The sequence below is a fragment of the Halorussus salilacus genome (assembly GCF_024138125.1).
Taxonomy (GTDB): Archaea; Halobacteriota; Halobacteria; order Halobacteriales; family Haladaptataceae; genus Halorussus; species Halorussus salilacus.
The window spans coordinates 232,226-258,287 of record NZ_CP099993.1 but is presented as its reverse complement, the minus strand read 5'-3'; the positions used below and the strand labels follow the sequence as shown (position 1 = coordinate 258,287).

20 protein-coding genes and 1 CRISPR repeat array are annotated in these 26,062 nt (G+C 66.7%); of the genes, 11 read left to right on the top strand and 9 right to left on the bottom strand.

Annotated features, from left to right (window positions below; genetic code table 11):
* Window positions 1-23: 23 nt before the first annotated feature.
* The 3 genes from NGM10_RS01335 to NGM10_RS01325 form a co-directional block, all read right to left on the bottom strand.
* Window positions 24-2,852, bottom strand: a complete 2,829-nt coding sequence (locus tag NGM10_RS01335) for a hypothetical protein (RefSeq protein ID WP_253480990.1) — start codon at window positions 2,850-2,852, stop codon at window positions 24-26.
* A 712-nt stretch (window positions 2,853-3,564) separates the two neighbouring features.
* Window positions 3,565-5,901 carry a COG1361 S-layer family protein gene (locus NGM10_RS01330; protein ID WP_253480989.1) on the bottom strand — a complete coding sequence of 779 codons (2,337 nt, stop codon included), beginning with the start codon at window positions 5,899-5,901 and terminating at the stop codon, window positions 3,565-3,567.
* A gap of 10 nt (window positions 5,902-5,911) precedes the next feature.
* The gene (locus NGM10_RS01325) at window positions 5,912-6,514 is read right to left on the bottom strand and encodes a cupredoxin domain-containing protein (protein ID WP_253480987.1); all 603 of its coding nucleotides are present in this window, start codon (window positions 6,512-6,514) and stop codon (window positions 5,912-5,914) included.
* A gap of 105 nt (window positions 6,515-6,619) precedes the next feature.
* Here NGM10_RS01325 and NGM10_RS01320 point away from each other — a divergent pair, with 105 nt between their 5' ends.
* The 4 genes from NGM10_RS01320 to NGM10_RS01305 all read left to right on the top strand — a co-directional run bounded on the left by NGM10_RS01320 (window position 6,620) and on the right by NGM10_RS01305 (window position 11,859).
* Complete coding sequence (locus tag NGM10_RS01320; protein WP_253480985.1) at window positions 6,620-7,603, top strand: carbohydrate kinase family protein; 984 nt, start codon at window positions 6,620-6,622, stop codon at window positions 7,601-7,603.
* 155 nt (window positions 7,604-7,758) lie between these two features.
* Complete coding sequence (locus NGM10_RS01315) at window positions 7,759-9,006, top strand: ABC transporter substrate-binding protein (protein ID WP_253480983.1); 1,248 nt, start codon at window positions 7,759-7,761, stop codon at window positions 9,004-9,006.
* A 3-nt stretch (window positions 9,007-9,009) separates the two neighbouring features.
* Window positions 9,010-11,469, top strand: coding sequence for a methyl-accepting chemotaxis protein (locus NGM10_RS01310; RefSeq protein ID WP_253480981.1), 2,460 nt, complete (start codon window positions 9,010-9,012; stop codon window positions 11,467-11,469).
* An 81-nt stretch (window positions 11,470-11,550) separates the two neighbouring features.
* Entirely contained in the window at window positions 11,551-11,859 is a 309-nt protein-coding gene (locus NGM10_RS01305; protein ID WP_253480979.1) for a MazG-like family protein, read from the top strand.
* 19 nt (window positions 11,860-11,878) lie between these two features.
* Here NGM10_RS01305 and NGM10_RS01300 read toward each other — a convergent pair whose 3' ends face one another.
* Window positions 11,879-12,439 (bottom strand): GNAT family N-acetyltransferase, encoded by a 561-nt coding sequence (locus tag NGM10_RS01300; RefSeq protein ID WP_253480977.1) that lies wholly within the window; start codon window positions 12,437-12,439, stop codon window positions 11,879-11,881.
* A 97-nt stretch (window positions 12,440-12,536) separates the two neighbouring features.
* Here NGM10_RS01300 and NGM10_RS01295 point away from each other — a divergent pair, with 97 nt between their 5' ends.
* The 4 genes from NGM10_RS01295 to NGM10_RS01280 all read left to right on the top strand — a co-directional run bounded on the left by NGM10_RS01295 (window position 12,537) and on the right by NGM10_RS01280 (window position 14,537).
* A complete protein-coding gene (locus NGM10_RS01295; protein WP_253480976.1) occupies window positions 12,537-13,013 on the top strand; it encodes a YbaK/EbsC family protein in 477 nt (158 codons plus the stop codon).
* A 393-nt stretch (window positions 13,014-13,406) separates the two neighbouring features.
* Window positions 13,407-13,829 carry a DUF4149 domain-containing protein gene (locus tag NGM10_RS01290; RefSeq protein WP_253480973.1) on the top strand — a complete coding sequence of 141 codons (423 nt, stop codon included), beginning with the start codon at window positions 13,407-13,409 and terminating at the stop codon, window positions 13,827-13,829.
* The gene (locus NGM10_RS01285) at window positions 13,826-14,290 is read left to right on the top strand and encodes a GIY-YIG nuclease family protein (RefSeq protein WP_253480970.1); all 465 of its coding nucleotides are present in this window, start codon (window positions 13,826-13,828) and stop codon (window positions 14,288-14,290) included. The genes NGM10_RS01290 and NGM10_RS01285 overlap by 4 nt, the downstream gene beginning before the upstream one ends.
* Before the next feature lie 31 nt (window positions 14,291-14,321).
* The gene (locus NGM10_RS01280; RefSeq protein WP_253480967.1) at window positions 14,322-14,537 is read left to right on the top strand and encodes a YgaP-like transmembrane domain; all 216 of its coding nucleotides are present in this window, start codon (window positions 14,322-14,324) and stop codon (window positions 14,535-14,537) included.
* 119 nt (window positions 14,538-14,656) lie between these two features.
* Here the strand turns inward: NGM10_RS01280 and NGM10_RS01275 are convergent, their stop codons facing one another.
* Window positions 14,657-15,454, bottom strand: coding sequence for a TrmB family transcriptional regulator (locus NGM10_RS01275; RefSeq protein WP_253480964.1), 798 nt, complete (start codon window positions 15,452-15,454; stop codon window positions 14,657-14,659).
* Window positions 15,455-16,068: 614 nt separating this feature from the next.
* On the opposite strand from NGM10_RS01275, the gene NGM10_RS01270 reads away from it, so the two are divergent.
* Window positions 16,069-16,392, top strand: coding sequence for a DUF7344 domain-containing protein (locus NGM10_RS01270; protein WP_253480962.1), 324 nt, complete (start codon window positions 16,069-16,071; stop codon window positions 16,390-16,392).
* 78 nt (window positions 16,393-16,470) lie between these two features.
* Here NGM10_RS01270 and NGM10_RS01265 read toward each other — a convergent pair whose 3' ends face one another.
* A complete protein-coding gene (locus NGM10_RS01265) occupies window positions 16,471-17,982 on the bottom strand; it encodes a phosphoenolpyruvate carboxykinase (ATP) (protein WP_253480960.1) in 1,512 nt (503 codons plus the stop codon).
* Between the two features lie 354 nt (window positions 17,983-18,336).
* On the opposite strand from NGM10_RS01265, the gene acs reads away from it, so the two are divergent.
* Together acs and NGM10_RS01255 are read left to right on the top strand one after the other, a co-directional pair.
* Window positions 18,337-20,454, top strand: coding sequence for an acetate--CoA ligase alpha subunit (acs, locus tag NGM10_RS01260; RefSeq protein WP_253480958.1), 2,118 nt, complete (start codon window positions 18,337-18,339; stop codon window positions 20,452-20,454).
* A gap of 10 nt (window positions 20,455-20,464) precedes the next feature.
* The gene (locus tag NGM10_RS01255; protein ID WP_253480956.1) at window positions 20,465-21,541 is read left to right on the top strand and encodes a phosphotransacetylase family protein; all 1,077 of its coding nucleotides are present in this window, start codon (window positions 20,465-20,467) and stop codon (window positions 21,539-21,541) included.
* Window positions 21,542-21,590: 49 nt separating this feature from the next.
* A CRISPR array of direct repeats spans window positions 21,591-24,144; the repeat unit is 30 nt; unit sequence GCTTCAATCCCACAAGGGTTCTGCTGAAAC.
* 159 nt (window positions 24,145-24,303) lie between these two features.
* On the opposite strand, the gene cas2 is transcribed toward NGM10_RS01255, so the two are convergent.
* From cas2 to NGM10_RS01240, 3 genes are read right to left on the bottom strand one after another with little or no spacing between them, the layout of a single operon-like run.
* Window positions 24,304-24,567, bottom strand: a complete 264-nt coding sequence (gene cas2 / locus NGM10_RS01250; RefSeq protein WP_253480954.1) for a CRISPR-associated endonuclease Cas2 — start codon at window positions 24,565-24,567, stop codon at window positions 24,304-24,306.
* A 3-nt stretch (window positions 24,568-24,570) separates the two neighbouring features.
* Window positions 24,571-25,563: a type I-B CRISPR-associated endonuclease Cas1b gene (cas1b, locus tag NGM10_RS01245; protein ID WP_253480953.1), complete on the bottom strand. Its 993-nt coding sequence runs from the start codon at window positions 25,561-25,563 to the stop codon at window positions 24,571-24,573.
* A 1-nt stretch (window position 25,564) separates the two neighbouring features.
* Complete coding sequence (locus tag NGM10_RS01240) at window positions 25,565-26,047, bottom strand: CRISPR-associated protein Cas4 (RefSeq protein WP_368408640.1); 483 nt, start codon at window positions 26,045-26,047, stop codon at window positions 25,565-25,567.
* Between the last annotated feature and the right edge of the window lie 15 nt (window positions 26,048-26,062).

The following is a 26,062-nucleotide window of genomic DNA, read 5'->3' as shown; positions in this document are numbered from 1 at the left end:
GTTCGCTGGCTGTACCGGCCGTCCTACGGAGCGACGACCGAGTCGTTGGCCGCAGTCGCGTTCGCGACCTCGTCGGGGTCGACCTCCTCGCCGTTGAGGAGGACTTCCGCGTCACCCTCGACCGAGAACTCGGTTATCTGGCCCGCGAACTCGAACGAGTCAGTTCCGGAGGTTCTGGCCGTCAGGCTCCCCTCCGCGAGTTCTTCCTCGGCTGCGGTGGCGTTGATGCCCGAGACGACCTCGACGTTCCCGTCGACCGCCATCGTGTAGGTGACGGTGTCGTCCTCGTCGGCCGCACTGATTTCGAGCGTGTTGGGTAGCTCGTCTGCAGTCTCGTTTTCGTCTGCGGTCTCCGTCTCGTTGTCCTCGTCTGCGGTCTCGTTCTCGGCCGGGGTCGTCTCCTCGGCCTCGCCCGGTTCGACGACCTCGAACTGGACGACGTCGGTGTTATCGCCGTCGTCGACTTCTAGGGTGTACGTGCCGGGTTCGATGCCCTCGGTGCTGAGGTTCACCGACCAGACGCCGGTGCGGTCCCATTCGTCGGTCGCTGCCGAGTCGAAGTCGTCGGCGCTCGGACCGTCGATGACCTCGACGGTGATGGTGTTGTCGTCGGGCTGGCGGTTCGTCAGCCCCTGCACGACCATCGTCCCGTCTGCTTCGACGGGCGAGATCTGGCGCTGGAAGGTCGGAGTCAGGTCCGAGTCTTCCCCTTCGGGCGCGATGCTCTGGACGGAGGTTCGCGCGTCGGCGTAGCGGAACTGCTGTTGGAGCATCAGGTCGTCGCTCCCCGCCTCGTCGGTGGTCTCGTCGGTGATGCGCTCGGTGACCTGTGCCTGTGTCAGCCCACCGGCACCGAACGACTGAATCCAGTTCTCGAGTCCGGCGAGGTCGGCTCGCTCCTCGCCCGGAAGGACGCCGTCACCGACGACGGTGTCCCTGCCGAGTCCGATGACCATGGCGCGGACCTCGCCCTCGTTGAGCTGTCGGCCCTCCTGCGTGATGAGTTCGATGTCGTCCTCCTCGAACACGTCGTTGTCGTCGACGCTGATGGTCTCGGTCACGACGCGCCCGCGCGTGTCGACCATCACGACCAGCACTTCGTCGAGACCGGGCGCGACGCCCGCGACCTCGACGGTGCCGTCTTCGACGGCGACCTCTTCGTTGTAGGTCCTGAAGACCCACTCGGACTCCTCTTCGGTCTGTTCGAGCGTGGTGTTGTTGTCGTCCTGCATCGCCATCGGCGCGCCGCCGAGCGACGCTGCGAGCGAGGCGTTTCCGGCGCCGAGCGTCGGCTCGCCGACGATGATGGACGTCTGCTCGCTGGTGGCGCTGCTGAACTCGGACGTGGTCAGCGTCTCCTGAACCGTGTCGTTCTGGCCGACCACGTCTTCGGCTTCGACCACGCCGAAGCGGTATCGACCGGGGATGCTCAGGATGTCGTTGGCCTGCGAGAGGGTCACGTCGCGCTCCTCCCACTCGCCGTCGGAGTCGACGTTGATGAGGTCGCTCTGGTCGAACTGTCCGTCCTCGTTGACGTCCACGAGCTCCCAGTCGCCCTGGTCGCGGACGTAGATGGCGACGTCGTCGACGCCGGGCGCGGCGGTTCCGGTCAGGTCGACCTCCTGTCCGGCGATGTACGTCCCCATGGGACTCTCTATCGAGAGGGTGCCCTGCTGGACGTCGAGCGTCCGGTCGTCCTCGGTGTCGCCGATGTCGTCGGCGATGTCGTCGAGTTCTCTGTCGGCCTCGTAGACGTTGACGTCGACGTTCGTGTCGTCGAGGAACGTCGTGTCTATCTGACCGACCCCGAGACCGGTGTCCTCGTCTATCTCGATCTGTGCCCACGCGAAGTCGGCCTCGCCGTCGTCGTTGGTGTCGACCGACCCGCGGTCGACGACGTCCTCCACGTCGCGGAAGACCTGTTCGTTGACCTGGTTGTTCCGGAAGTCGTTGTCCTCGATGGTGACGTAGTGGCTCGCACCCGCGGTCGAACCCCGGACGGTGTACCGGACGTTCTCGCCGCGGGTGGCGGCGTCTGCGTCGAGGTCGAGCGCGATGTCCCTATCGGTCGTCAGCGAGACGACGCTCGACCGGGTCGCCGAATCGAAGTCGAGGTTGTCCCAGCCGTCGATGGTGATGGTGTAGTCGCCCGCGTCCTGGTCGCTCAGGTCGATGGCCCAGTAGGCGGCGTCGACGCTGGCGTTCTGGAGCTGTTCCTCCTCGAACTGACCGACGCCCTGGAGGTGCTCGATGCCGGTCCCGGTCCCGCGCTGGCCGGGGTTAGCGACCTTCTCGGGGTACTCGGCGTACGCCCCCGTGAGCTCCTCGCGCTGGGCGTCCGAGAGCGACTCGGTGTCGGTCAGCACGTCGCCGGTAATTTCGTTGCCGTCCTCGTCGGTGACGGTCAGCGAGAGGTCCTCGGCGTTCTGGAAGTTCCACTCGCCGCGGATCAGGAGCGTCTCGTCCTCCTGAACCGACGAGCCCTCCACGTCGACTGCGCGCTCGTTGAACACTTCGAGGTCGGTCACGCGCGGTCGCTGGACGGTCACGCCGGGATTCTGGCTGCGGCCGTTTGCGGCGTACTGGCCGAGCTCCTGGTCGCGCGGGATGGGCGATTCGAGCGGCACGCCCTCCGCGTTACCCGAGACCCCGATGAGGGTCGACGGGTCGACCGGCTGACCGTTGTCGCCGACGAAGTTGATGTCGTCTTCACCTTGGAAGACGACCGGTTTCTGTTCGGAGACGACGACGTCGTTGGGTCCGCCGACGCCCGGGTTGAACGTGCGGTCCTCGCCGCCGCGTTGTACGTCCGCACCGAGTGCTACTCCCGCGACCGCTATCGAGAGCACCATCAGTGCCGAGAGGATTATTGCACTTGCTTTCTTTCTTGATTTTCGTGTCATTCTGATTCTTCGTTTCGATTGTCGATACGGAGCTTCGGTACCCCCTATCTCTGTTCGCCAAGCTGTACCCCCGCCGTGGTGTCTGCGTCAGACCCGACTCCGTATCCTCACCGAGTTCCGAGTTTTCACCTCGGTCAAATCGAACACCGGAGTGATGTATAAAGAGCGACGACCGTTTTCCTCTCCGGCGATTAGGTATTGCTTAATACCCGTGGTCTATCGGGACCTGACTCTCCGGAAATCCAGAATACCAACACTAATCGGGAATGTCGCTCGGCGTAGCTCGCACTAGGCCCGGGGTAGCATCGCGATTCTGCCAGTTCGGTGAGCGCGGCTATCTGGACGCTTCAAAGCCCGGATGGTATCGGCAAGCCACGGGGAAGGTCGTATTACGCCGTTTTTCGCCGCCGATAGTCCCGACCGAAATATCATCGACAAAACTATAGTAGAGCTGACTTGTTAGGATAACCCAACGGAGAGGTCAGCGACCTTACTCGTCCGGGACCGATTCGCCTTCGGCGCGCCCTCGGACCGACTTATATGCGGTTATCCGACGATTTTCTCTGATGCGAGCGCCCGACTCGGCGTCAGTTCCGGATTACTCGCGGTAACCCGACGTGACCGTCCGAAGCGCCCCGGTTACGGGCGTACGCTTAAGAGGTCACGAGAAGCGACGAGCGATGGCGTCGCGCTTCCACCAGCCGAGTCCGAGCGCGAGGGCAACCGCGCCGAGCGCGGCGAGTCCCGCGACGGGAACGTCGGCCGGAAGCCCCCATCCTCGCCGCTCGGGGTCGGTCACCTCGACCGGGACTCGATACGTGTCCGAGAGGACGTCGTCGCCGCGTTCGTTCTCGTAGGCGAAGTCCATCGAGACGGGGTAGGCCTTCGGAATCGCGCCTCCGGCGACGCTCACCGCGAACTTCAGGGTCGCCGACTCGTTCGGTTCGAGTCGGGAGACGAACGCCTCGTCGTTGTCGCTCGACAGGGGGTCGCTCGCGAACAGTTTGGCCTCCACGTCCCGGAGGGTCGCGTTCGCCGCGTTCGTGACCCGGAACTCGACCACCGACGACGACCCGGCCGCGACCGTCGCGTCGACCGGTTCGACCAAGAACTCGTCGACCTCGGCGGTCACGTCCACCCGCGCGTCGAGGTCGTCGCTCGTCCGCAGGTCGCCGTCGCGATTCCGGTAGCGCACCTGCACCGACACCTGTCGCGGGCCGGGTTCGGCCCCGGCGTTCACGTCCACCGCGAACTCGAAGTCGGCCGACTCGCCGGGGTCGAGGTCGCCGACCGCGTACTCGGTCTCGCGCGGTTCGAGGTTCGGATTGCCGGTCCGGAGGACGACGACCGCGTTCGAGACCGGGCGGTCGCCCGCGTTCGTGACCTCCCCGCGGAGGTCGCCCGTCTCGCCGACCCGGAGGTCGCCGCCGACGCTCCCGACCGCGAACGTCTGCTCGCCGCCGACCGCGACGCTCGAATCGAACGAGTCGCTGTACCGAATTTCGTCGGCGTCGTTCCGGTAGCGCACGCGGAACGACACCTGTCGGACGCCGGGGTCGGTGTCGTTGGGCGCGTCCACCTCGAAGTCGAAGTCGGCCGACTCGCCGGGGTCGAGGTCGCCGACCGCGTACTCGGTCTCGCGGGGCTGGAGCGCGGTCCCCTCGGCTTGCAGGACGACCACGGCGTTCGAGACCGGGCGGTCGCCCCCGTTTACCACGGTGCCCGAGACGGTTCCGCGGTCGCCGACCTGCAGACTGCTGTCGGTCGCTCGCACGTCGAAGGCCTGCTCGCGGGCGACCGCGACCCGCGCGCCGAGGGGGTCGCTGGTCCGGGACTCGCCGTCGGGGTTGCGGTACTCCACGCTGAAGTCGAGTCGCCGCGGTCCGGGGTCGGTGGCGTTCGCGGTGTCGACCCGGAAGCTGAAGTTCGCCGACTGGCCGGGCGAGAGGTCCCCCACCGAGTACTCGGTCTCTCTGAGCCGGAAGTTGGGGTTCTCGGTGGTCAGAACGACCACGGCGTCGTCGACGTTGGTCTCGCCCGTGTTCACGACCCGGCCCGTTACCTCCCCGGTCTCGCCGACCTGCAGACTGCTGTCGACGTTCCGCAGACCGAACGTCTGCTCGCCGCCGACCGCGACCCCGAAGGTGAGCCGGTCCGAGCGCTCGGCGACCCCGTTCGGGTTTCGATAGCTCACCACCGCGTCGGCGAGGTAGGTTCCGGGCGCGGTGTCGGCGCTCGCGCCGACCGTGACCTCGAACGACTGCGTCTCGCCGGGGCCGAGTTCGCCCACGAAGACGCTGGTGCGCTGGCTGGGCCGGTCGCCGCCGCCGAAGAACACCGAGGTGTTCCCGGTCGACAGCGTCACCTCGGCGTCGGTCGCGGTCCGGGTTCCGGTGTTGGTGACGTTGAGCCGGTAGGACTCGGTGTCGCCCGCGGTCACGCGCGAGAGGTCCCGGGTCTCGACCTCGAACTGCGGCCGGTCCTCGACCACGACGGTCACGAACGCGGTCTGGCTCCGGGTTCCGTCGCCGTACTCGGGCGCGCGCCCCTCGGCGTAGCGCACGAAGTTGGTGTAGTCGTAGGTGACCTCGACGGGTATCTGGTAGGTGCCGGGCGCGAGCGACTCCGAGAGTTCGAGGCCGAAGGAGAACGGTCCGGAAGCGCCCTCGGGGACGGTCCCGGCGAACACCTCCCCGGTCCGGACCTCGACGCCGCGGGCGAGTTCGGGGTCCATCCGGCTCTCGTCGATCTCCATCCGGACGTTCCGGGCGGTCGTCACCCGCTGTTCGTACTCCGAGGGACCGCCGCGGTCGAGGTCGCCGTCGTTCGAGGCGAACACGTCGAGGGTGACCCGCTCGCCCGGCCCGAACCGGTTCTCGGTCGCCGAGAGTTCGATGTTCGGGCGGCCGACCACGGTTCCCTCCCCGTCCTGCCCGAGCGCCGGACCGACCCCCGCGGCGACCACCAGCGCGACGACGAGGAGGACGGTCGGTCTCACGGGTCAGCCCTCATCGCTCTGTCGCCGCCTCGCGGCCCCGCGAGAACAGGAACAGTGCGAACACCACCGGCGAGAGGAACATCGCGACGACGGCCCCGACCATCAGCAAGGACCACGTCGATATCCCCGTGTCCTCGGGTTCGGCGACGGTCCCGCCAGACACCTCCACGTCGCCGACCATCGTGGTCGGATGGACCGTGCAGATGTAGGTGGTCATCTCCGGCGTCGCTTCGAACGTCACCGACCTCGTCGCCCCTTGTTCGCTCATCTGTTCGGTCCCGGCGAGGTTCCCGCCCCCGTCGTCCTGAAGGACGAAGTCGTGCGGTTGGCCGTCGAGGTTCTCCCAGACCACCTCGTACTGCGTCCCGGCTTCCAGTTCGAGCGTGGGGTTCTCCGCGCCCTCGATGTCGGAGGGTTCCTCGCCCTGCCACGCCGCCACCTCCCCGCCGAACCGGAAGGTCTGGGCCGGTTCCTGTTCGTCCTGTGCGCTCGCACCCCGCGTCGCTCCCGCGCTCGCGCCCACTGCGGCCGCCCCCACCGCGGCCGCCCGCAGGAATCCCCGGCGGGTCGTGCTCTCGGTCTCGTGTTCGGTCGGTTCCCCCGTCACTCCCATCCCGGACCAAATTCACCGAGCCAACGTAAGAAACCACGGGCCTCCCGACCCGGAAAACCCTTTCACGCTCGCGGCCGACCGCCGAACCGTCACCCAACGATACCCATGACGGACTCCGACCCAAACGTTCTCGTCGCCGGGGAGACGCTGATAGACTTCCTGCCGGACTCGCCCGGCCCGCTCTCGGGAGTCGAAGGGTTCTCGCGCCGTGCAGGCGGCGCGCCCGCCAACGTCGCAGTCGCGCTCTCGCGGCTCGGCGAACCCCCGTGGTTCTGGACCCGGGTCGGCGAGGACCCCTTCGGCGGCCACCTCGCCGAGACGCTCGCGGGCTACGGCGTCCCCGACCGGTTCGTCGAGCGCGACCCCGACGCGAAGACCGCGCTGGCGTTCGTGAGCCACGACGAGTCGGCCGACCGCGCGTTCACCTTCTACCGCGACGGGACCGCCGACACCCGACTCGAACCCGGCGGGGTGTCCGACGAGACGCTCGATTCGGTCGAGTGGGTCTGTCTCGGCGGCGTGATGCTCGCCGCCGAACCCGGCCGTTCGGCGACCCTCGACCTCGCGGAGCGCGCGAGTGGACGCGACTGTACCGTGGTCTTCGACCCCAACGCCCGGCCGGAACTCTGGCCGGACGGCGACGAGTTCGCCGACCTCGTGGGTCGGATGTTCGATTACGCCGACGTGGTCAAGGCAACGCCCGAGGACCTCCGCGCCGTGGGGTTCGAGGCCGACGACCCCGAGACGCTCGCCGAGGCCGTCTGCGAGCGCGGCCCGCACACCGCCCTGCTCACCCTCGGCGGCGCGGGCGCGGTCGCCGCGGCGACCGCGCCCGCGCCGTGGGGTCCGGAAACGGCCGCCCACGCCGGATACGAGGTCGACCCGGTGGACACCACGGGCGCGGGCGACGCCTTCACCGCCGGGGCGCTGGCGGCGCTGGCCGGGCGAATCGGGGGCGAGGGCCGACCCTCGCTGTCGGACGCGCTGGCGTTCGCCAACGCGGTCGCCGCGGTCACGACCACCGCTGTCGGTGCGATGTCGGCCCTGCCGACCCGCGAGGAGGTCCGGCGGTTCCGCGAATCGCGGTAGGCCGACGACGGGGGCGGTTCGCCCCCCTCCGGCCGAACCGCGGTGGTTCGACCCGTGACGGCCACCGGAACACCGGCGGACGGCGGCCGAACGCACATTATTATCCGTGATAACGTTCATAAGTATTATGATATACTCACTGCTCACTCCGCCCGATGGGAGTGCGTGAATCGAGACGACGGTTCCTGAAGCATTTCGCCGCCGGTGGGAGCCTCGCGCTTGGAGGAATCTCCGGGTGCGTCGGGCAGATTACGGGCGGGAGCGAGTCGGTCCGGTTCGGGTCCATCCTCCCGACCTCCCTCTCGGGCGAACTCGGGACCGTCGGGAGTCACGGAGTCAGGGCCATCGAGCAGGCGGTCGCCGACGTCAACCGCGCGGGCGGACCGCTCGACCGGGAAATCGAGTTCCTTCCCGAGGACAGCGGGGCCGACACCGACCGGGCGCTCGACGCCTACGAGTCGTTGCGCGAGGAGGGAACAATCGGATTCGTCGGCGGCCTCCTGAGCGAGGTGTCGCTCGAACTCGTCGAGGAGGTCCCCGGCGAGTGCATGCAGGTCAGCTCCGCGAGCACCCACCCGTCGCTGGCGTCGAAGGGCTACGCCGACGAGACGAAGTACTTCGCCCGGACGGTCCCCAGCGACGTCCTGCAGGCGGTCGTGATGGTGAAGATACTCCAAGATGCCAAGTACGTCGGTGCCGACGCGGCCGCGGTCCTCCACGTCGACGACTCGTTCGGGGCGGGTCTCGCCGACCGAATCGAGTCGCTGTTCGACGGGACGGTCACCGCGACGGTGCCGTACGACCCCGACGCCGACGCGTACGGAGGGGTTCTCGACGAGGCGTTCGCCGACGACCCGGACGGGGTCGCGCTCGTCGCCACTCCCGGGACGACGGAGGGACTCATGACCGAGTGGGCCGACAGCGAGTACGACGCCGAGTGGGTGCTGAGCGCCGGGTTGCTCTCGGACTCGCCAGCGGGCTACTTCCGGGACGCCTACAGCGCGTCCATCAGGGTCGAGGAGACCGACGGCGCGCTTCGGCTGCGCCAGCAACTCCGGGACGTCGCGCCGCTGGCACCGTTCACCGAGAACGCCTACGACGCGCTCTTCCTGCAGGCGCTCGCGGTCGAGCGGGCGGGCGAGGCCACGCCCGAAGCCATCGCCGAGAACATCGAGGCGGTCTCCGCCGGGCCGGGCCACACCGTCACGGTCGGGGAGTTCGACCGCGCGAAGTCCCTGCTTCGCGCTGGCAGGGAGGTCACCTATCAGGGCGCGGCCGGGAGCGTCGGCCTCAACGAGCGCCTCGAACCGCTGAGTCCGTACGTGGTCGAGCAGGTCGAGGGACGCAACGTGGTCCCGCTCGAACTCGTCCACTCCTCGTACTTCGAAGGGAGGGCGGTGTGAACCATGTCCGACCGGCGAAAATCGGGCGACGGGTCCGACCGGCGAAAATCGGGCGAGAAGCTCGACGGACTGCTCGGACGGCTCGAATCGCTGCTCCCGGCGCGGATTCGTCGGAGCTACGCGGCGAAGTTCTGGCTCGGGTTGCTCGTCGTGATGGTCCTCATCGCGGGGTTCGGCGCGTACATCCACTTCGACACCCAGTCGCAGGTGACCGCCCAGACCGAATCGGAGGTCTCGGGCATCGCGAAGGTCGAGGCCAAGTCGGTCAACGACTGGGTCGTCTCGAAGCGCTCGACGACGACGTTCGTCGCCGAGTCCATCGCGACCACCGACGGCTCCGGCGGTGGCTTCCAGGAGCGACTCGACGCCACGCTCATCGACCTGCCACAGGACGTGCAGGGGCTCCACTACGTCAATCCCGACACGAACATCGTGGTCGCCAGCACCAACGACGACCTGACCGGTCAGGAACTGTCCTCCGAGGAGGCCCCGTGGGTGGAGGACCTCAACTCCAGCACGACCGATTCGGTCGGGGTCTCGGCCCCACACGAATCCGTCGGCGGGTCGGTGCCCGTCGTCGGATTCACCACGCGAGTGGCGGGACTCGACGGCGTCCTCGTCCTGACGGCGTCGCTCCCGGACCGCTCGAAGGAGTTCCACTCGCCGATTCCGACCGGCGACATCAAGGTCGTCGACAGCGACGGGACGGTCGTCCTCGACAACCGCAACGCCGACCTGCTCGAACAGTACGGCGGGGACGACGGGTCCTCGACCGTGGTCGAGCGCGGCCTCGACGGCGACAGCGGCGTCCGCGAGTCCTCGGCTAGGGTCGGTATGGACGAGGGCGACTACGTGGTCGCCTACCGTCCCATCTTGGGCACCGACTGGGTCATGACCTACCACGTCCCGGTGGGCGAGGCCTACGCGCTCCAGAATCAGGTCACGACGAACATCTGGCTGCTCGCGGGCGCGTCCGTCGTCGCGCTCCTGTTCATCGGCCTCACCATCGGTCGAGTGACCGCGAACTCCCTCGACGTTCTCGCCGGGAAGGCAGACGCCATCGCCGACGGCCGACTCGACGTGGAGGTCCCCGAGAGCAGCCGGGAGGACGAACTCGGTCGGCTGTTCGGCGCGTTCGGCGAGATGCGCGACTACCTCGACACGGCCGCCGATCAGGCCGAGGCGCTCGCGAACGAGGAGTTCGACGCCGACGTGCTCGACGAGGACGTTCCGGGGACGTTCGGAACCGCGTTCGACCGGATGCACACCAACCTCGAAAGCCTGATTCGGGACATCGAGACCGCCCGCGACGAGGCCGAGGACGCCCGCGAGGACGCCGAGGCGCTCACCGCCGCGCTCGAACGCAAGGCGACCGAGTTCGGCGACGTGATGAGCCACGCCGCCGAGGGCGACCTCACCGCGCGGATGGACACCGACAGCGAGAGCGACGCGATGAACGACATCGCCGGGGAGTTCAACGCCATGATGGAGGACCTCGCCGACACCGTCGCGGAGGTCCACGAGTTCGCCGACACCGTGACCGCCGCGAGCCGCGAGGTCACCCACAGCGCCGCCGAGATATCGACGGCCAGCGAAGAGGTCAGCGAGGCGACGCAGGTCCTCTCGGAGGGCGCGGGCGAACAGAAAGAGAGCCTGACCGCGGCGACGAACGAGCTCAGCCAGCTCTCGGCCAGCATCCAGGAGGTCGCCGCGAGCGCCGAGGAGGTCGCCCGGACCGCCCAGCGGACCAACGAGCGAAGCGAGTCGGGCCGGGAGGCCGCCGAGGAGGCCCGCGAGAAGATGGCTGCAGTCAGCGAGGAGGCCGAGGAGACCGTCTCGGAGATACACGCGCTCGCCGAGGAGATGGACGAGATAGGCGAAATCGTGGACCTGATCGGCGACATCGCCGACCAGACCAACGTCCTCGCGCTCAACGCGAGCATCGAGGCCGCGAGCGCCGACGCCTCCGGCGACGGCTTCGCGGTCGTCGCCGAGGAGGTCAAGTCGCTCGCCACCGAGACCAAGGAGGCCGCAGACGAGGTGGAGGCCCGCATCGAGCGCATCCGCGAGCGCACCGAGCGCGCGGTCGAGGACATCAGCGACACGCGCGAGGAGGTGGCCGAGGGCGAACGCGTCGTCTCGCGGGCCCACGACGCGCTCGAAACCATCGCCGACAACGTCGACGAGACCACCGAGGGCGTCCAAGAGATCAGCCGCGCGACCGACGAGCAGGCGGTCACGACCGAGGAGGTCGTCGCCACGATGGACGAGGCGACCGACATCAGCGAGCGGTCGGCCCGGAAGGCCGAGGACGCCGCCGCGGCGTCTGAACAGCAGACCGCGACCGTCGCGGAGGTCTCCGACAGCGCCGACCGACTCGCTCAGCGGGCCGATGACCTGCTCGACCTGCTCGACGAGTTCGAGATAGAATCCGACCCCGCCGAGGCCCGGGCCGACGACTGACGCGGTCGGGCCGCTCGCGCGTCCGGAGTCGGCCAGCGCGATTTCGGAGGATTGAACGGGGCGACCCGCCCACTCCCGACCATGGAGGACGCACAGCGCCGCGTCGCCGAATTCGTCGACGACCACGACCTCGACGCACCGCCCGCGTTCCGCCTGCTCGATCTGGTCTCGGAACTCGGCGAACTCGCCAAGGACGCCACCGTCTCGACCGACTACGGCGGTGACCCCGACGCGCTCGCGCTCTCGGAGGACGAACTCGGCGACGCCATCTTCGCACTGCTCGCGCTCGCCGACTCGACCGATACCGACGCGAGCGCGGCGCTCGACGCCGCGCTCGCGAAGTACGAGGAGCGACTCGCCGAGACGGGAGGGGCGGGCTCTGGGGAGTGAGGCTCGGCCGAGCGAGTACCTACTCGCTCTCGCTCGCGTCCCAGTCCTTCCGCAGGAGTCCGTACACGAGCATGTCGTGGTACTCGCCGCGGTACCACGCCGCCTCGCGAAGGCGTCCCTCGCGCTCGAAGCCCAGCGATTCGAGCAGGCCGCGGGAGGCGTCGTTGAAGCTCCCGAGCCGGGCGCTCAGCCGCCGGAGGTTCCGGTCCTCAAAGGCGTACCGGACCATCCGGGCCGCGGCGTCCGAGCCGTACCCCCGCCCGTGGTGTTCGGGGGCGAACCAGTAGGCGAGTTCGGCCGACCGCGCCCGCGAGGTCTCGTCGGGGCCGTACTGGGAGAACGCGAGCGTGACGACGCCCAGCGGCTCCTCGCCGTCACAGGCCAGACAGTGAACGCCGTCGCCGTTCGTGATGACGGTCTCGAAGAACTCCTCGCCCTGCTCGGCGTTCATCGGGTCGATGTCGAGCGCGGGCCGCCAGACGCGGCGGTCGTTCATCACGCGGTGGAGGAACTCGATGTCCTCGCGCTCTACCGGTCGGAGGGAGACGGTCTCGCCCTCCAGGAAGACGGGTCCGGGCATGGTCGGAGTTCAGACGACCGCGGTAAATCCCTTCCGGAGGTGTGGGCCGGGTTCCCGTTCCCCGAACTATTTGACCCGCGGCCACACAACCCCTGGCATGCACGAACGAGCCGAGGAGTTCGCCGACCGCGCGAGCCGCGAGTACGACTTCGACGTCGACGTCCACGAGTTCCCCGAGGGGACCAAGACCGCCGAAGACGCCGCCGCTGCGGTGGGATGCGACGTGGCCCAGATAGCCAGTAGCATCGCGATGCGTGCCGACGACGCGCTGGTCGTGGTCGTCACCAGCGGCGCGAACCGCGTCAGCGAGGCCAAGGTCGCCGACCTGCGCGGAATTCCGGAGGACGCGGTCGAGTTGGCCGACGCTGGCGAGATCAAGGCGGTCCTCGGGTGGTCCATCGGCGGCGTCCCGCCGTTCTGCCACGACACCGAGGTGCCGGTGTACGTCGACGAGACGCTGACCGACTTCGAGACGGTGTGGGCCGCCGCGGGGACCCCGGAGGCGGTCTTCCCCATCGACCCCGACCGACTCCGGGAGCTGTCGGGCGGCGAGGTGGCCGACGTGGCCGAGTGAGTCGTCGGTTTCCGCCGGGATACGGATTTTCGCTCACCACCGAAAACGCGAATCTTCACCGACCGCGGGAAACGCGAATCTTCACCGGCCACAGGACGCGCCGCGTCTGCGCTCGCACCGCGAGCGCAGACGCACGCGGGGAGGAACGGGGGCGCGGTGCGGATGCGGTGCGGATGCGGTGCGGATGCGGTGCGGGTGCGGTCTCACAGGTACCGGGAGTAGCTAGCGGCTCGGCGGTCTCTCCCGCAACTTCGGGCGGTCTCTCCCGCAACTTCGGGCGGTCTCTCCCGCAACTTCGGGCGCTTCTTCCGCACGCGACGTACCCGTTTCGCACGCGACGTACTCCTCACCGCATCCGAACCGTTGATTCCGCGCGCGTCCGAACTCCCGCACATGAGCCTCCTCCAGACCGCACTCGAAACCCTCGTGGACGCCAGCCTCGGCGTCTGGCTCGGGAGCATCGTCTTCTTCTCGTTCGTCGCCGCGCCGACGACCTTCGACGTGCTGGGCGACGACGCCGGACGGGTCGTCAACGCCATCTTCCCGAAGTACTACTCGTTCGGGGCGGCGCTGGGGGTCGTCGCGTCCGGGGCCGCGCTCGCGGTTCGAATCGGCCCCTACGACGGCCTCGCGCTCGTCGCGCTCCCGCTTGTGGGCGTCGCGCTCGACCTCTACGCCCGGCAGGTCCTCATCCCGAAGATGGAGGACGCGGGCGACGACGCCTTCGCGAGGTACCACAAGCAGTCGGTCGCGCTCAACGCCGTGACCATGCTCGCGGTCGCGGCGGCACTCGTCGTCTCGCACCTCCCATCATGACCGGGAAGGGAACCTACACCCTCCTGATCGCCCTCGACGAGGCCGCGACCGTCGAGTTCGGCGCGGCGGGCGAGCGCGACCTCGCTGCGGGGTGGTACGCCTACACCGGCACCGCGTTCGGACCGGGCGGGTTCGCGCGGATCGAGCGCCACCGCGAACTCGCCGCGGGCGAGCGCGACGCCCGCCACTGGCACGTCGATTACCTGCTGGGCTACCCCGCGAGCCGGGTCGCCGGAGTCGTGAAGTCGGTGGGCGTGGACGCCGAGTGTGCCGTGAGTCGACGCCTCGACACCGACGGCGACCTCGACGCCGAGACCGTCGCGGGTCTCGGGGCCTCGGACTGCGAGTGTGACTCGCACCTCCGGTACGCTCGCGAGCGCGACCCGCTGGAACGGGCGGTCCGGCGGGCACACGAGCGCGAATCGGTGGGTGGTGGGTCCGACTCGCTCGGCCGACAGTAGAGTTAACTGTTCGGAGGCCTCCAACTCGACCATGACACTCGAACCGAACGTCGGCGGGCGCGACCGCGCGGCCCGCGCGGTCCTCGGCGGTGCGCTAGCCGTCGCGGCGGTCGGTGCGTTCGTCCAAGGGTACGCGACCGTCGCAATCGCCGCGGCGCTCGCGGGGTCGGCCCTGCTGTTCAACGCCGCCACGCGGTTCTGCGGGGTGAACGCGCTGTTGGGAATCGACACTTGCTCGCGCGATTGACCGCGTCCTCGCGCGCGACCACCCACCCTTTCGAGCATTCGTCGTCGACCGCGATTGAAAGAGTCGTCACTGCCGAGGTCCGAATCGGCGGCTCCCCCCGTTTTCGGCGCTCGGCTTCTTCACTTCCCGGGGTCGCGAGTCGGGAGCAGTCCGGTCGCCATGAGCCGCCGGGTGATGACGACGAGTCCGTTCTGGAAGCCCCGCCCGAAGATGGCCTTCTCCGTGCCCTTCGACTCGTCGAGGGAACTCAGCAGGATGGTGCTCTCGTCGACCAAGAGCATCCGCCCGATAGCTATCTGGTCGTCGGCGGCGTGGAGCCACTCCAGTTCGGACAGGAACACCTCCGCGTCGGGGACGCGCTCGCGCAGTCGGTCGCGCATCTCGGTGGTGACCGTTCCGACGAGCACGTCGACGCCCCGCGCGGTGACGGTCTGGAGCGTCTCGATTGTCTCGTCGGTCACGAGCGAGTCCTCGCTGATGATGAACAGCACCTCGGTGTCGGCCTCGTCGAGGAGCTGTAGCGAGCGACTCGTGATGCCGTCGGTGCCCGAGAGCGACCACACCTCGTGGGTCACCTGCTCGTCGTTGGTCTCGGCTGGTTCGATGGCGGTCAGCGCCTCCTGAAGCTCGTCGATTCGGGACTCGTACTGCCGTCGGAGGGTCCGAGCCGCCTCGTCGAGCGGAACCCCCCTGTACTGGCGGGGGTTCGTGTGCTGAATCTCGACGAGACCCTGAGCCTCTAGAACCCGAATCGCGTCGTAGACCCGGGTCCGGGGCACGTCGGTGATCTCGCTGATGTCCTTCGCAGTCGCCGTGTCCATCCGCGTCAGGGCGACGAAACACTTCGCTTCGTACTCTTTGAGGCCGAGTTGCTGAAGCAATCCAGCGGCCTCCGCTTGTGTGTCGATTTCCGCCATAGTGTCCCAACCACCGGGCTGTCCCGGAGTTACCGAAAATACGGTGTCGCGCCGTTTAGTCGTTGTCCTGTTGCGCGGCGAGGGGCCGCTGGCCGGAAACGCGCCCCGAACATGAACCCGAAGTGTCGATTTTCTCCCCCGAAGGGGTACTCGATTCGAATTCGTTTACTCAGTTAATCACACAAGCTACATACGGATGGGAACCCAACGGACAGGTGGCGCGCAGTCGGCAGTGTCCCAACCACGACTTGCTGTGCGCCGAACCTGCCCTTCCCGGCAGGTTCCTGCGAGAGTACCGACCTCGCTCGACGGAGACCGCCGGGCGGGTCGCTGGAACCGACCGTCGAGCGACGCCTATGGTCGACGGGGACGACGACGGACTCGACCGGACCGTCCGGCCGTGCGCTCGATTTGGTCCCGGGCGTGTGAGGAAACGGGTGACTGTCCAGACCCGACGACTCGACGCCTCAGGTGCGATTCGTCGAGAAAGTATCGGTGATATGAACAGAGCGTGATGAGGCGGGACAACGCCACTGGCAAGACCTCACGGTCGAAACAGGCTGGCGAAGGTCCATCGGGAACGTAGCTCGATGAATCGAGGACTCATCTCCACAATGCACGACGACTCAGACCGACTCGACCGGGAGTTCGCCCTGCTCGCGAGTCGGGAACGACGCGCGATACTCGACCGGTTCGTCTCCGCCGAAACCGAGGTGGCGACGGTCGAGGAGCTGAGCCGCCACCTCACCCGCGTCGTGGCCGACGGCGGCGAAGCGGAGTCACCGTCGACCGGGGTAGTCCGGGCGAGACTGCATCACGTCCACCTGCCGAAGCTGGAGCGCCACGGACTGGTCGAGCACGACCCGCGGTCGGGCACGGTCCGATACCAGTCCGACGAGCGGATCGAGCGAATCCTGACGCTCGCGGCCGAACTGTAGCCGCTTTCCGGGCGCTCACTCCCGAACCGTTCGAGACGAGCGCCGCGGTCGAGGCTCGGTACGCCGCGACCGCCCGCCTCAGTACACGGCGTCTTCGATCTCGTCGTCGAGGTCCTCGAACGTCGAGAGGTGGGCGCGCCGCTCGGTCCGCATCCGCTCCTGTTCGCGCTCGAAGTCCTCGACGTGGTCGGGGACGTAGAACTCCTCGATGTCCATCCCCGGCACCTCGGCCGGAATCGTGAGCCCCAGCGTCTCGTCGTTGCGCCACACGACGGTCCCGCGCGCTATCTCGCGGAGGATGGTCACCGACTCGGCGACGCCCACGTCCGTCGACCGCTCGCCGAGGTGGCCGGTGTTGATCACGAAGCAGTCCACGTCGAGGTCGGCGACGAGGTCCCGGAAGCGGTTGCCCTCCTCGCCCTTCGACCCGAGGATGAAGGGATTGGTGCCGACCACGCGGATGGACTCGCCAGCCTTCGAGGGGTCGCCCGCGCTGGTCTGTATCGACTCGCCGAGCATGAACGCCGCGGCGGCCTCCTCGGGCGAGAGCTTCGCGACCGGCGGCATCGTGGGGTTGCGCGTGATGAAGAACACCTGGTCGACCGAGTCGAGGTCGATGTCCTCGCCCGCCGACGAGAGGCACTCCCGGGAGATGACCGCCCGGCCGTTCGAGGTGTGGCGGTCGCTGTCGAAGTCGACCGTCCCGTCGTCGGCCACGTCGACGTTCTCCAGCACCGCCGACTCGTCGGTCACGGCGTCGTACATCGCGGGCTGTTCGTCGGCGTCCAGCCCGATGGTCTTGACGTACAGCCCGTTGCCCTCGCTCCCGGCGACGGTCCCGTCGGGGAGTAGGGCGCACACGTCGTCCTGAAGCATGGTGGCCTCCTCGGGGTCGTCGAGCCAGAGGCCGTGGGCGGTCAGGGTGGACTTGCCGGTGGCCGAGAGGCCGAGGAACAGCTGGCCCACCTCGTCGAGGTCGCCGTCGTCGTCGTGCTGGAGGGTCACGCGCTTGCTCCCGGCGTGGAGGCCGAGGCCGCCCTGCTTCTTGGCGTAGTACATGAACAGCCGGAGGAACGACTTCTTGGCCTCGCCGGTGTAGTCGCTTCCCAGCACCGCGGTCACGCCCTCCTCTGGCAGGATGCGGATGGCGGTCTCGTCGTACTCGGGGACCTGCACCGTCACGAAGTCGGGGTCGGCGTCGCCGGAGACAGGCTCGAACAGCTTCGCCCACGCCAGCGCGATGCGGGCGTACTCCTTCGAGACGTAGAGGCGACAGACGTAGGAGTGGTCGGGGTGGCGGCCCATCCGGCGGTCGACGCAGACCATCTCGGCCTCGCTGGCGTGTTCGACGGCGTCCTCGATGCGGGCGTAGTCGCTCGCGTCGAAGTCGTCGTCGACGGCGTTCTTCGTCTTGTCGGCGTTACGCGAGCGCTCGTCGCTCACGTACGACGGCGAGCCGAACTCCGTCGTGGTTTCGAGGTTCGACGAGAACTCGCGCAGCCGGTCGAGCGACGGGTCGTACGCGACGTTGTCGGCGTCGGCCGGGTCGGGGAGTGCCGTCGGGAGTGTTCTGGTCCCGGATTCTGACATCGAGTGAAGACAGCGTACGCGGACGTATAATTATGCACCATTTACCGCTCTCACCCCGTCGAGGACACAGATTTTGATTTCGCTTCCGAGTAAATAGTCCTCGTTACGACGGGCGACGGCGTGCGACGGCGGGCGAGAAGAGCGACGGCGTTCGACGGCGGGCGAGAGGAGCGACGACGGGCGACGGCGTGCGATGACCCGGTCTGAAACCGGTCAGGAACCGCTTACGGTCCGTCGGTCGGGGACCGTTCGCGGCCGAGGCTCCCGGGATTCGGGCGGAAGTCCGGCGAGCCGATTCCCGGTCGCTCGGAACCGGACGCCACTTTTAAGCGAGAACCCGGCGAACTCACACTCGTGGACGAGAACACCGGATCAGAAGGGGTAGCCGGACTGTTCGCACCCGAGAGGGTCGCGGTGGTCGGTGCGACCGAGAGCGAGGGGTCCATCGGCCGCGCCATCGTCGAGAACCTTCGGGCGGACTTCGCTGGCGAGACGGTCCCGGTGAACCCCAACTACGACGACGTGTTCGGGCTGGACTGTTACCCGGACGTGGGGTCGATACCCGGCGAGGTGCAACTGGCGGTCGTGGTGGTGCCGCCCGGAATCGCGGTCGAGGCGGTCGCCGAGTGCGGCGAGGCCGGAATCCGGAACGTGGTCGTCATCACGGCCGGGTTCGGCGAGACCGGAAGCGAGGGCGCGAGCCGCGAGCGCGAACTCACCGCGGTCGCCGAGGAGTACGGCCTGAATCTGGTCGGCCCGAACAGTCTGGGAGTGATGAGCACGCCCTCGGGGATGAACGCCACGTTCGGTCCCGACAACGCCCTGCCCGGCTCGATATCGTTCATGAGCCAGTCGGGGGCGTTCATCACCGCGGTGCTCGACTGGGCCAACGACGAGGGCATCGGCTTCAAGGACGTGGTCTCGCTTGGCAACAAGGCCGTGATGGACGAGACCGACTTCGTCGAGGCGTGGGCCGACGACCCCGACACCGACGTGATTCTGGGGTATCTGGAGGGCGTCGAAAACGGCCAGTCGTTCATCCAATCCGCTCGCGAGGCGACCGCCGAGACGCCGGTCGTGATGGTCAAATCCGGCCGCACGGAGGCCGGGGCGCAGGCGGTCTCCTCGCACACCGGCACCCTCGCCGGGAGCGAGCAGGCCTACGAGGCCGGACTGGAACAGGCCGGTGTCCTCCGGGTCGAGAACGTCCAGGAGCTGTTCGACTTCGCCCAGATTCTGGCGGGCCAGCCCCTGCCCGAATCCGACGACGTGGCCATCGTGACCAACGCTGGCGGCCCGGGCGTGATGACCACCGACGCGGTGGGCGACTCGAACCTCTCGCTTGCCTCCTTCTCCGAGGAGACCCTCGAAGCCCTCTCGGCGTCGATGCCCGAGGAGGCCAACATCTACAATCCCATCGACGCCATCGGCGACGCCGACATCGACCGGTTCGAGCGGGCGCTCGACCTCGCGCTGGGCGACGAGAACGTCGGCGCGGCCGTCGTGCTGTCGGCCCCGACCGCGGTCATCGACTTCGACGACCTCGCCGAAGCCATCACCGAGTTGCAGGCCGACCACGGCAAGCCCATCGCCGCGGTGCTGATGGGCGGCGACCGGACCGAGTCGGCGAAGGCCGTCCTGCGCGAGCGGGGCATCCCCAACTACTTCGACCCCGCGCGCGCGGTCCGGAGCCTCGACGCGCTCGTCAGGTACCGCGACATCCGCGAGCGCGACTACGAGGACCCCACGGAGTTCGACGTGGACCGCGAGCGCGCCCGCGAGATTCTCGAACGCGCCGAGGACCGCGGCGACAACCGCCTCGGCGTCGAGGCGATGGGCCTGCTCGACGCCTACGGCATCCCGACGCCCGAGGGGACAATCGCGGAGACGCCCGAGGACGCCGTCTCGGCGGCCGAGGGCATCGAGGGCGACGTGGTGATGAAGATCGTCAGCCCCGACATCCTCCACAAGTCCGACATCGGCGGCGTCCGGGTCGGCGTCCCCGACGAGGAGGTGTACGACGCCTTCGAGGACCTCGTGACCCGCGCCCGGAACTACCAGCCGGACGCCACGATTCTGGGCGTCCAAGTACAGGAGATGGTGGACCTCGATTCGGGCACCGAGACCATCATCGGGATGAACCGCGACCCCCAGTTCGGGCCGCTCCTGCTGTTCGGCCTCGGGGGAATCTTCGTGGAGGTGCTGGAGGACACCGAGACCCGCGTCGCGCCCGTCAGCGAGCGCGAGGCCACCGAAATGGTCGAGGGTATCCGGTCGGCTCCCCTGCTCCGGGGGGCTCGCGGGCGCGAGCCCGCCGACCGCGAGGCCGTGGTCGAGAGCCTCCAGCGGCTCTCCCAGCTCGTGACCGACTTCCCCGCGATACTCGAACTCGACGTGAACCCGCTGGTGGCCGGGCCCGACGGCGTGGCCGCCGTGGACGTGCGACTCACCGTGGACACAGACGAACTATGAGGACCAACGCATGAAGACAGTACTCGTCACTTCGACCGCAGAGAGCACAGGAAAGACCGCGGTCGCGCTCGCGCTCGCGAAGCTCGCGGCCGAGCGCGGCCTCTCGGTCGGCTACATGAAACCGAAGGGCACCCGGCTCCAGAGCAACGTCGGCAAGACGCTCGACGAGGACCCGATGCTCGCGCGCGAACTGCTCGGCCTCGACGCCGAGATGCACGACCTCGAACCCGTGGTCTACTCGCCGACGTTCGTCGAGCAGGCCATCCGCGGCCGCGAGGACCCCGACGACCTCCGCGAGGGGGTCCGCGAGAGTTTCGAGACCCTCGCCGAGGGCAAGGACCTGATGGTGATCGAGGGCGGGGGCGAACTCACCACGGGCGGCATCGTCGACCTCACCGACGCCGACGTGGCCGAACTGCTCGACGCCGAGGTCCTGCTCCTCTCGCGCTACGAGCGGGGCGGCGACGTGGACGAGGTGCTCGCGGCGGCCGACGACATCGGCGACCGCCTGCTCGGCGTGCTGTTCAATGCGGTCCCGGACGGGAGCTTCGACGACCTCGAAACCGAGGTCACGCCGTTTCTCGAAGGCCGCGGCGTGCCCGTCCTCGGAGTGGTCCCGCGCGAGCAGGCGCTGGCGGGCGTCACGGTCGCGGAGCTGGCCGACGAGCTGTCGGCCGAACAGCTCACCGACGCGCCCGCCGACGCCTTCGTCGAGCGGTTCCTCGTCGGCGCGATGTCCGGGGACTCCGCGCTCCGGCACCTCCGTCGGACCAAGGACGCCGCGCTCATCACCGGCGGCGACCGCCCCGACCTCCAGCGGGTCGCGCTCGAAGCGCCGGGCGTGAAGTGTCTCATCCTCACGGGGGGCTTCCGCCCGCCGGGGGCCATCGTCGGCGCGGCAGAGGAACGGGGCGTCCCCGTCCTGCTCGTCCAGTCGGACACCCTCACCACCATCGAGCGCGCCGAGGACGTGGTCCGGAGCGGCCGGACCCGCGACGCCGAGACGGTAGCGCGCATGCGCGACCTGCTCCACGACCACGCCGACGTGGCGGCCATCGTGGGCGGTGAGGCGGGCGGCGAAGAGTAGGTCGGCCGGAGGCGGGATTTCCGCGGTGAGTTTTGCGATTCTTGCTTGATACTCGATCCCACAAGGGTTCTGCTGAAACGCTGAAGATGTGACGGCGTCCGTCGACGGACTCGACGAGCTTCAATCCCACAAGGGTTCTGCTGAAACGCGGTGGGCGACGGCTTCGTTCGCGCAGTCGACGGTGCTTCAATCCCACAAGGGTTCTGCTGAAACTCGTCGCCACCCCTGCACCACGTCGACCGCTATCTCGCTTCAATCCCACAAGGGTTCTGCTGAAACAGGGCGCGGATTACGCTGATACCGTGGCCCACTTCCTGCTTCAATCCCACAAGGGTTCTGCTGAAACATGGTTGGACGACCCGCTTGGAGACGTTGAGTGGCCAGCTTCAATCCCACAAGGGTTCTGCTGAAACAATTGCCACGTATCGATAACCGCTACCTCAGCGCCCTTGCTTCAATCCCACAAGGGTTCTGCTGAAACTGGACCACCGCCGATGACTGACGAGACCCCTCACGACGCTTCAATCCCACAAGGGTTCTGCTGAAACCGGTGAGCGCGGTGAGCATCAGGTGTATCCAGTCGCGGCTTCAATCCCACAAGGGTTCTGCTGAAACCGTTCGTCGGAGGTGACGAGTAGATGGGGTACGAGGAGCTTCAATCCCACAAGGGTTCTGCTGAAACTTCGCAATGTCGCCCGCGGTCGGCCCGACGTACGGCTTCAATCCCACAAGGGTTCTGCTGAAACTCCGCCAGCTGTCGAGCATCACGGGCGGCTGGATCGCTTCAATCCCACAAGGGTTCTGCTGAAACCCGGTGATATTGACTACTTCCATCGACGAACCGCCCCGGCTTCAATCCCACAAGGGTTCTGCTGAAACGTTCACGACGACTACGGCGTCATGGGATGGTGCTGATGCTTCAATCCCACAAGGGTTCTGCTGAAACGCCGACTACGTCGGGTGCTCCTACGAAACCGCGTACAAGCTTCAATCCCACAAGGGTTCTGCTGAAACGCCGTATTTGACGTGGACCCCGTGGTTGATACCGCGCTTCAATCCCACAAGGGTTCTGCTGAAACCTGCTATATATAATGATACATTATATGTTTATTCAAGCTTCAATCCCACAAGGGTTCTGCTGAAACGGTACCCCATCGCAGATAACTCTAAATTGGGATGAGGCTTCAATCCCACAAGGGTTCTGCTGAAACTAATCGGGTTTAAGCGCGTCTTACCGGGGATTAGGGGCTTCAATCCCACAAGGGTTCTGCTGAAACGCGTAGAACGACGCGGATTTCAGCCCGGTCTTGTCGACGCTTCAATCCCACAAGGGTTCTGCTGAAACGAAGTCCCCGGCCTCATCAAGGACCGGCTCGCCCAGGCTTCAATCCCACAAGGGTTCTGCTGAAACCACGTACTCCATAGCGAACTAACACCATGAACGACGCTTCAATCCCACAAGGGTTCTGCTGAAACGGCTGTTTTCTCGACGTTCGTGGCCGTTTCAACCCATGCTTCAATCCCACAAGGGTTCTGCTGAAACCCCGAGACAGCGACGACCGAGGCGACCCGGACGAACCAGCTGCTTCAATCCCACAAGGGTTCTGCTGAAACGAAAACCGTCTCACCATACTTCTGCTCCGACCGCACGCTTCAATCCCACAAGGGTTCTGCTGAAACCTGATTGTTCTGCCAGATTTCGAGAAGCTTGTTCGCTTCAATCCCACAAGGGTTCTGCTGAAACTAAGACCCATCATCTCTTGAAATAGCTTTAACTTTTGCTTCAATCCCACAAGGTTTCTGCTGAAACTATATTGTGATACAGATAGCCTTATCATACCAGATGCTTCAATCCCACAAGGGTTCTGCTGAAACAGGTGGCGGTGATTCTGAAAAAGTAGATGTTACATCTGCTTCAATCCCACAAGGGTTCTGCTGAAACAAGAGACCGCCGAACGAGTCGATGCCCTCGATGACCTGCTTCAATCCCACAAGGGTTCTGCTGAAACCCACGTATAATATCGAGAGTACCGGATGGGACCTAGCTTCAATCCCACAAGGGTTCTGCTGAAACCCCAACCGACGACCGCGTCGAGCAGGACCGCCAGGATGCTTCAATCCCACAAGGGTTCTGCTGAAACCAATTCCGCGAGCAATACGGTAAAGTTCCGGAGGAGGGCTTCAATCCCACAAGGGTTCTGCTGAAACTCCGGGTGCGTTCATGAGCTACCACCGTCCTCGACGCTTCAATCCCACAAGGGTTCTGCTGAAACCCGGAGCGACGTGGCCCACGTCCGGCGGAGGTCGTGGCTTCAATCCCACAAGGGTTCTGCTGAAACGGAAACCCGCCAAGACATCACCAGCTCGGGCGAGACGGCTTCAATCCCACAAGGGTTCTGCTGAAACGACCTCGCCGAACAGGTCGAAGCGGCGGCAGGTGCGGCTTCAATCCCACAAGGGTTCTGCTGAAACCTCCGGCTCGCCGTAGGACTCGGGCAGACCGAGGACGCTTCAATCCCACAAGGGTTCTGCTGAAACCCTATGAGCAACGTCCCATGCCCGATTTGCGGGGTGCTTCAATCCCACAAGGGTTCTGCTGAAACCATGCCCCATTTCGGGGCCTCACCCCACCGTACCCACTGCTCGTACATCAACATTTCCGTCGACCGCCAATACCCTCCCAACCCCCGGGGGGTCGACGACGGGGTATCGACTATCGCTTGGGCTCCGGAGTACGCACCTCCGACGGAAGCGCCGGACAGCTACAGGAAACGCTGGTCTTCGGTCGGGTCGTCGCCGAAGACCTCTCGTTGGAGGAGTTTCTCGGACGAGACCTCGTAGATGATGGTCGATTCGTCCGGTTCCAGAATCGAGTCGATTCGAGTTTCGATGGTTTCGAGGTCGCCTTCGGTCACCTCCCCTTCGAACACGGAGTTTTGGACGTGCGTCAGGTAGCGCCTGAGGAATTTGAGCAGGAGGTGCGTGCGGTCGGCCTGCATGTCGTAGACGACGATGACGTAGACCACCGCTCACCACCACCGCTCGAAGGGGACGTACTCCTCGCCGGTCAGGAGGTGCTTTTTGAGCTTGTACGCCTCCATCCGGAGGAGGTACTGGTAGCTCACCTTGCGGTCGAGTCGCGGGTGTTCGACGGTGCGTTCGAGGGTCTCCTCGAACGCCTTCGAGAACGTCTTGCGCCCGGCGTCGGTCAGGAGACACGAATTGAGTTCGGATTCGAAGCTGTCGGTGGTCAGTTGGTTTCGGTTGACGAGTCGGAACACGACCCGGTCGGTGAGGAGGGGTTTGAACAGGTCGGCGATGTCGAGCGCGAGCGAGTAGCGCCGTTCGCCCGGTTCGTGGAGGTAGCTTATCGCGGGGTCGAGTGCGGTCGCGCGAATCGCAGAGACGACGTTGGCGTAGACGAGGGAGTTGCCGAACGAGATGAGGCTGTTCACCTCGTTGTTCGGGGGGTTGTACTTCCGACCGCCGAAGACGAACTCCTCGGGGAGGATTTCGTCGAACGTCGAGTAGTACGCCCGGCGGGCAGTGGCTTCGACGCCCATCGCTTCCTCGACGCTCTCGGCGTCGTCGAGGGCCGACCGACACGCGTCGAGCCGGTCGCGTATCGGGCCGAAGTCGTGCCCGCGGTTGTCGTAGTACTGTACGTTCGTCTGCATGTTGTGGATGCTCCCCGCCACGAACTTCGCGGCGAGGTCGCGACGTCTCTCGGGGTCGTCGTAGGCGCGGACCTGTTCGACCAGCGTCTGTCCCGAGGTCTGGCCCCGTTTGGGCACTATCGACCCAGCGTAGTAGTCGTTCCAGCCGAACACATGCATGGCGACCCCGTGGTCGTTCAGGAACGAGACGAGTCTCGTGTTGTAGTCGATCTGCCCGTGGAGGAACAGCGCCTCGGCGTTCTCGACGGGGAGGTACTTCTTCTCGCCGTCTTCGGTCACGAGGCGGACGGTGTCGTCGTTTCGCTCGATGCGGCCGTCGGAAAAGACGTGGTAGTTCCTGTCCATGTTAGCAACTCCAGCAGAAGTCGTAGTACGCGCACGATTCGCAGAACGGTTTCTCCTCGGCTGGCGGCGGCGAGTCGCTCGTGACGACCGCGTGGACGCCTCGAATCGCGTCCTCGACCCGAGTCGCGTTCTCATCGGTGAGTTCGACGGTCTCGCGCTGGCGCTCGGTCGGATGAGCCAGAACCCCGGATTTCTCGACGCCGACCACGCGGTCGAGGTACCAGAGGTAGTACAGCAACTGGAGCTTCGCGGGTTCGACCAGCGACGACGACGGCTTGACTTCCACGACCTGCCCGCTGTCGAGTACGTCGAGCGCGATGGTACCGTCGATGCTGAAGTTGCGGCGCTTCTCGTCGTAGGCACTCTCGTCGACGTGGGTACCACGGACGACCGCCGGATTCGCGCGGTCGATCTCGACGTCACGGCTCAGGAACCAGAGTTCGCGCTCGCACACCTCGTAGTACTGCATCATCACGCCCGTCACGCGGAACTCGTCGGT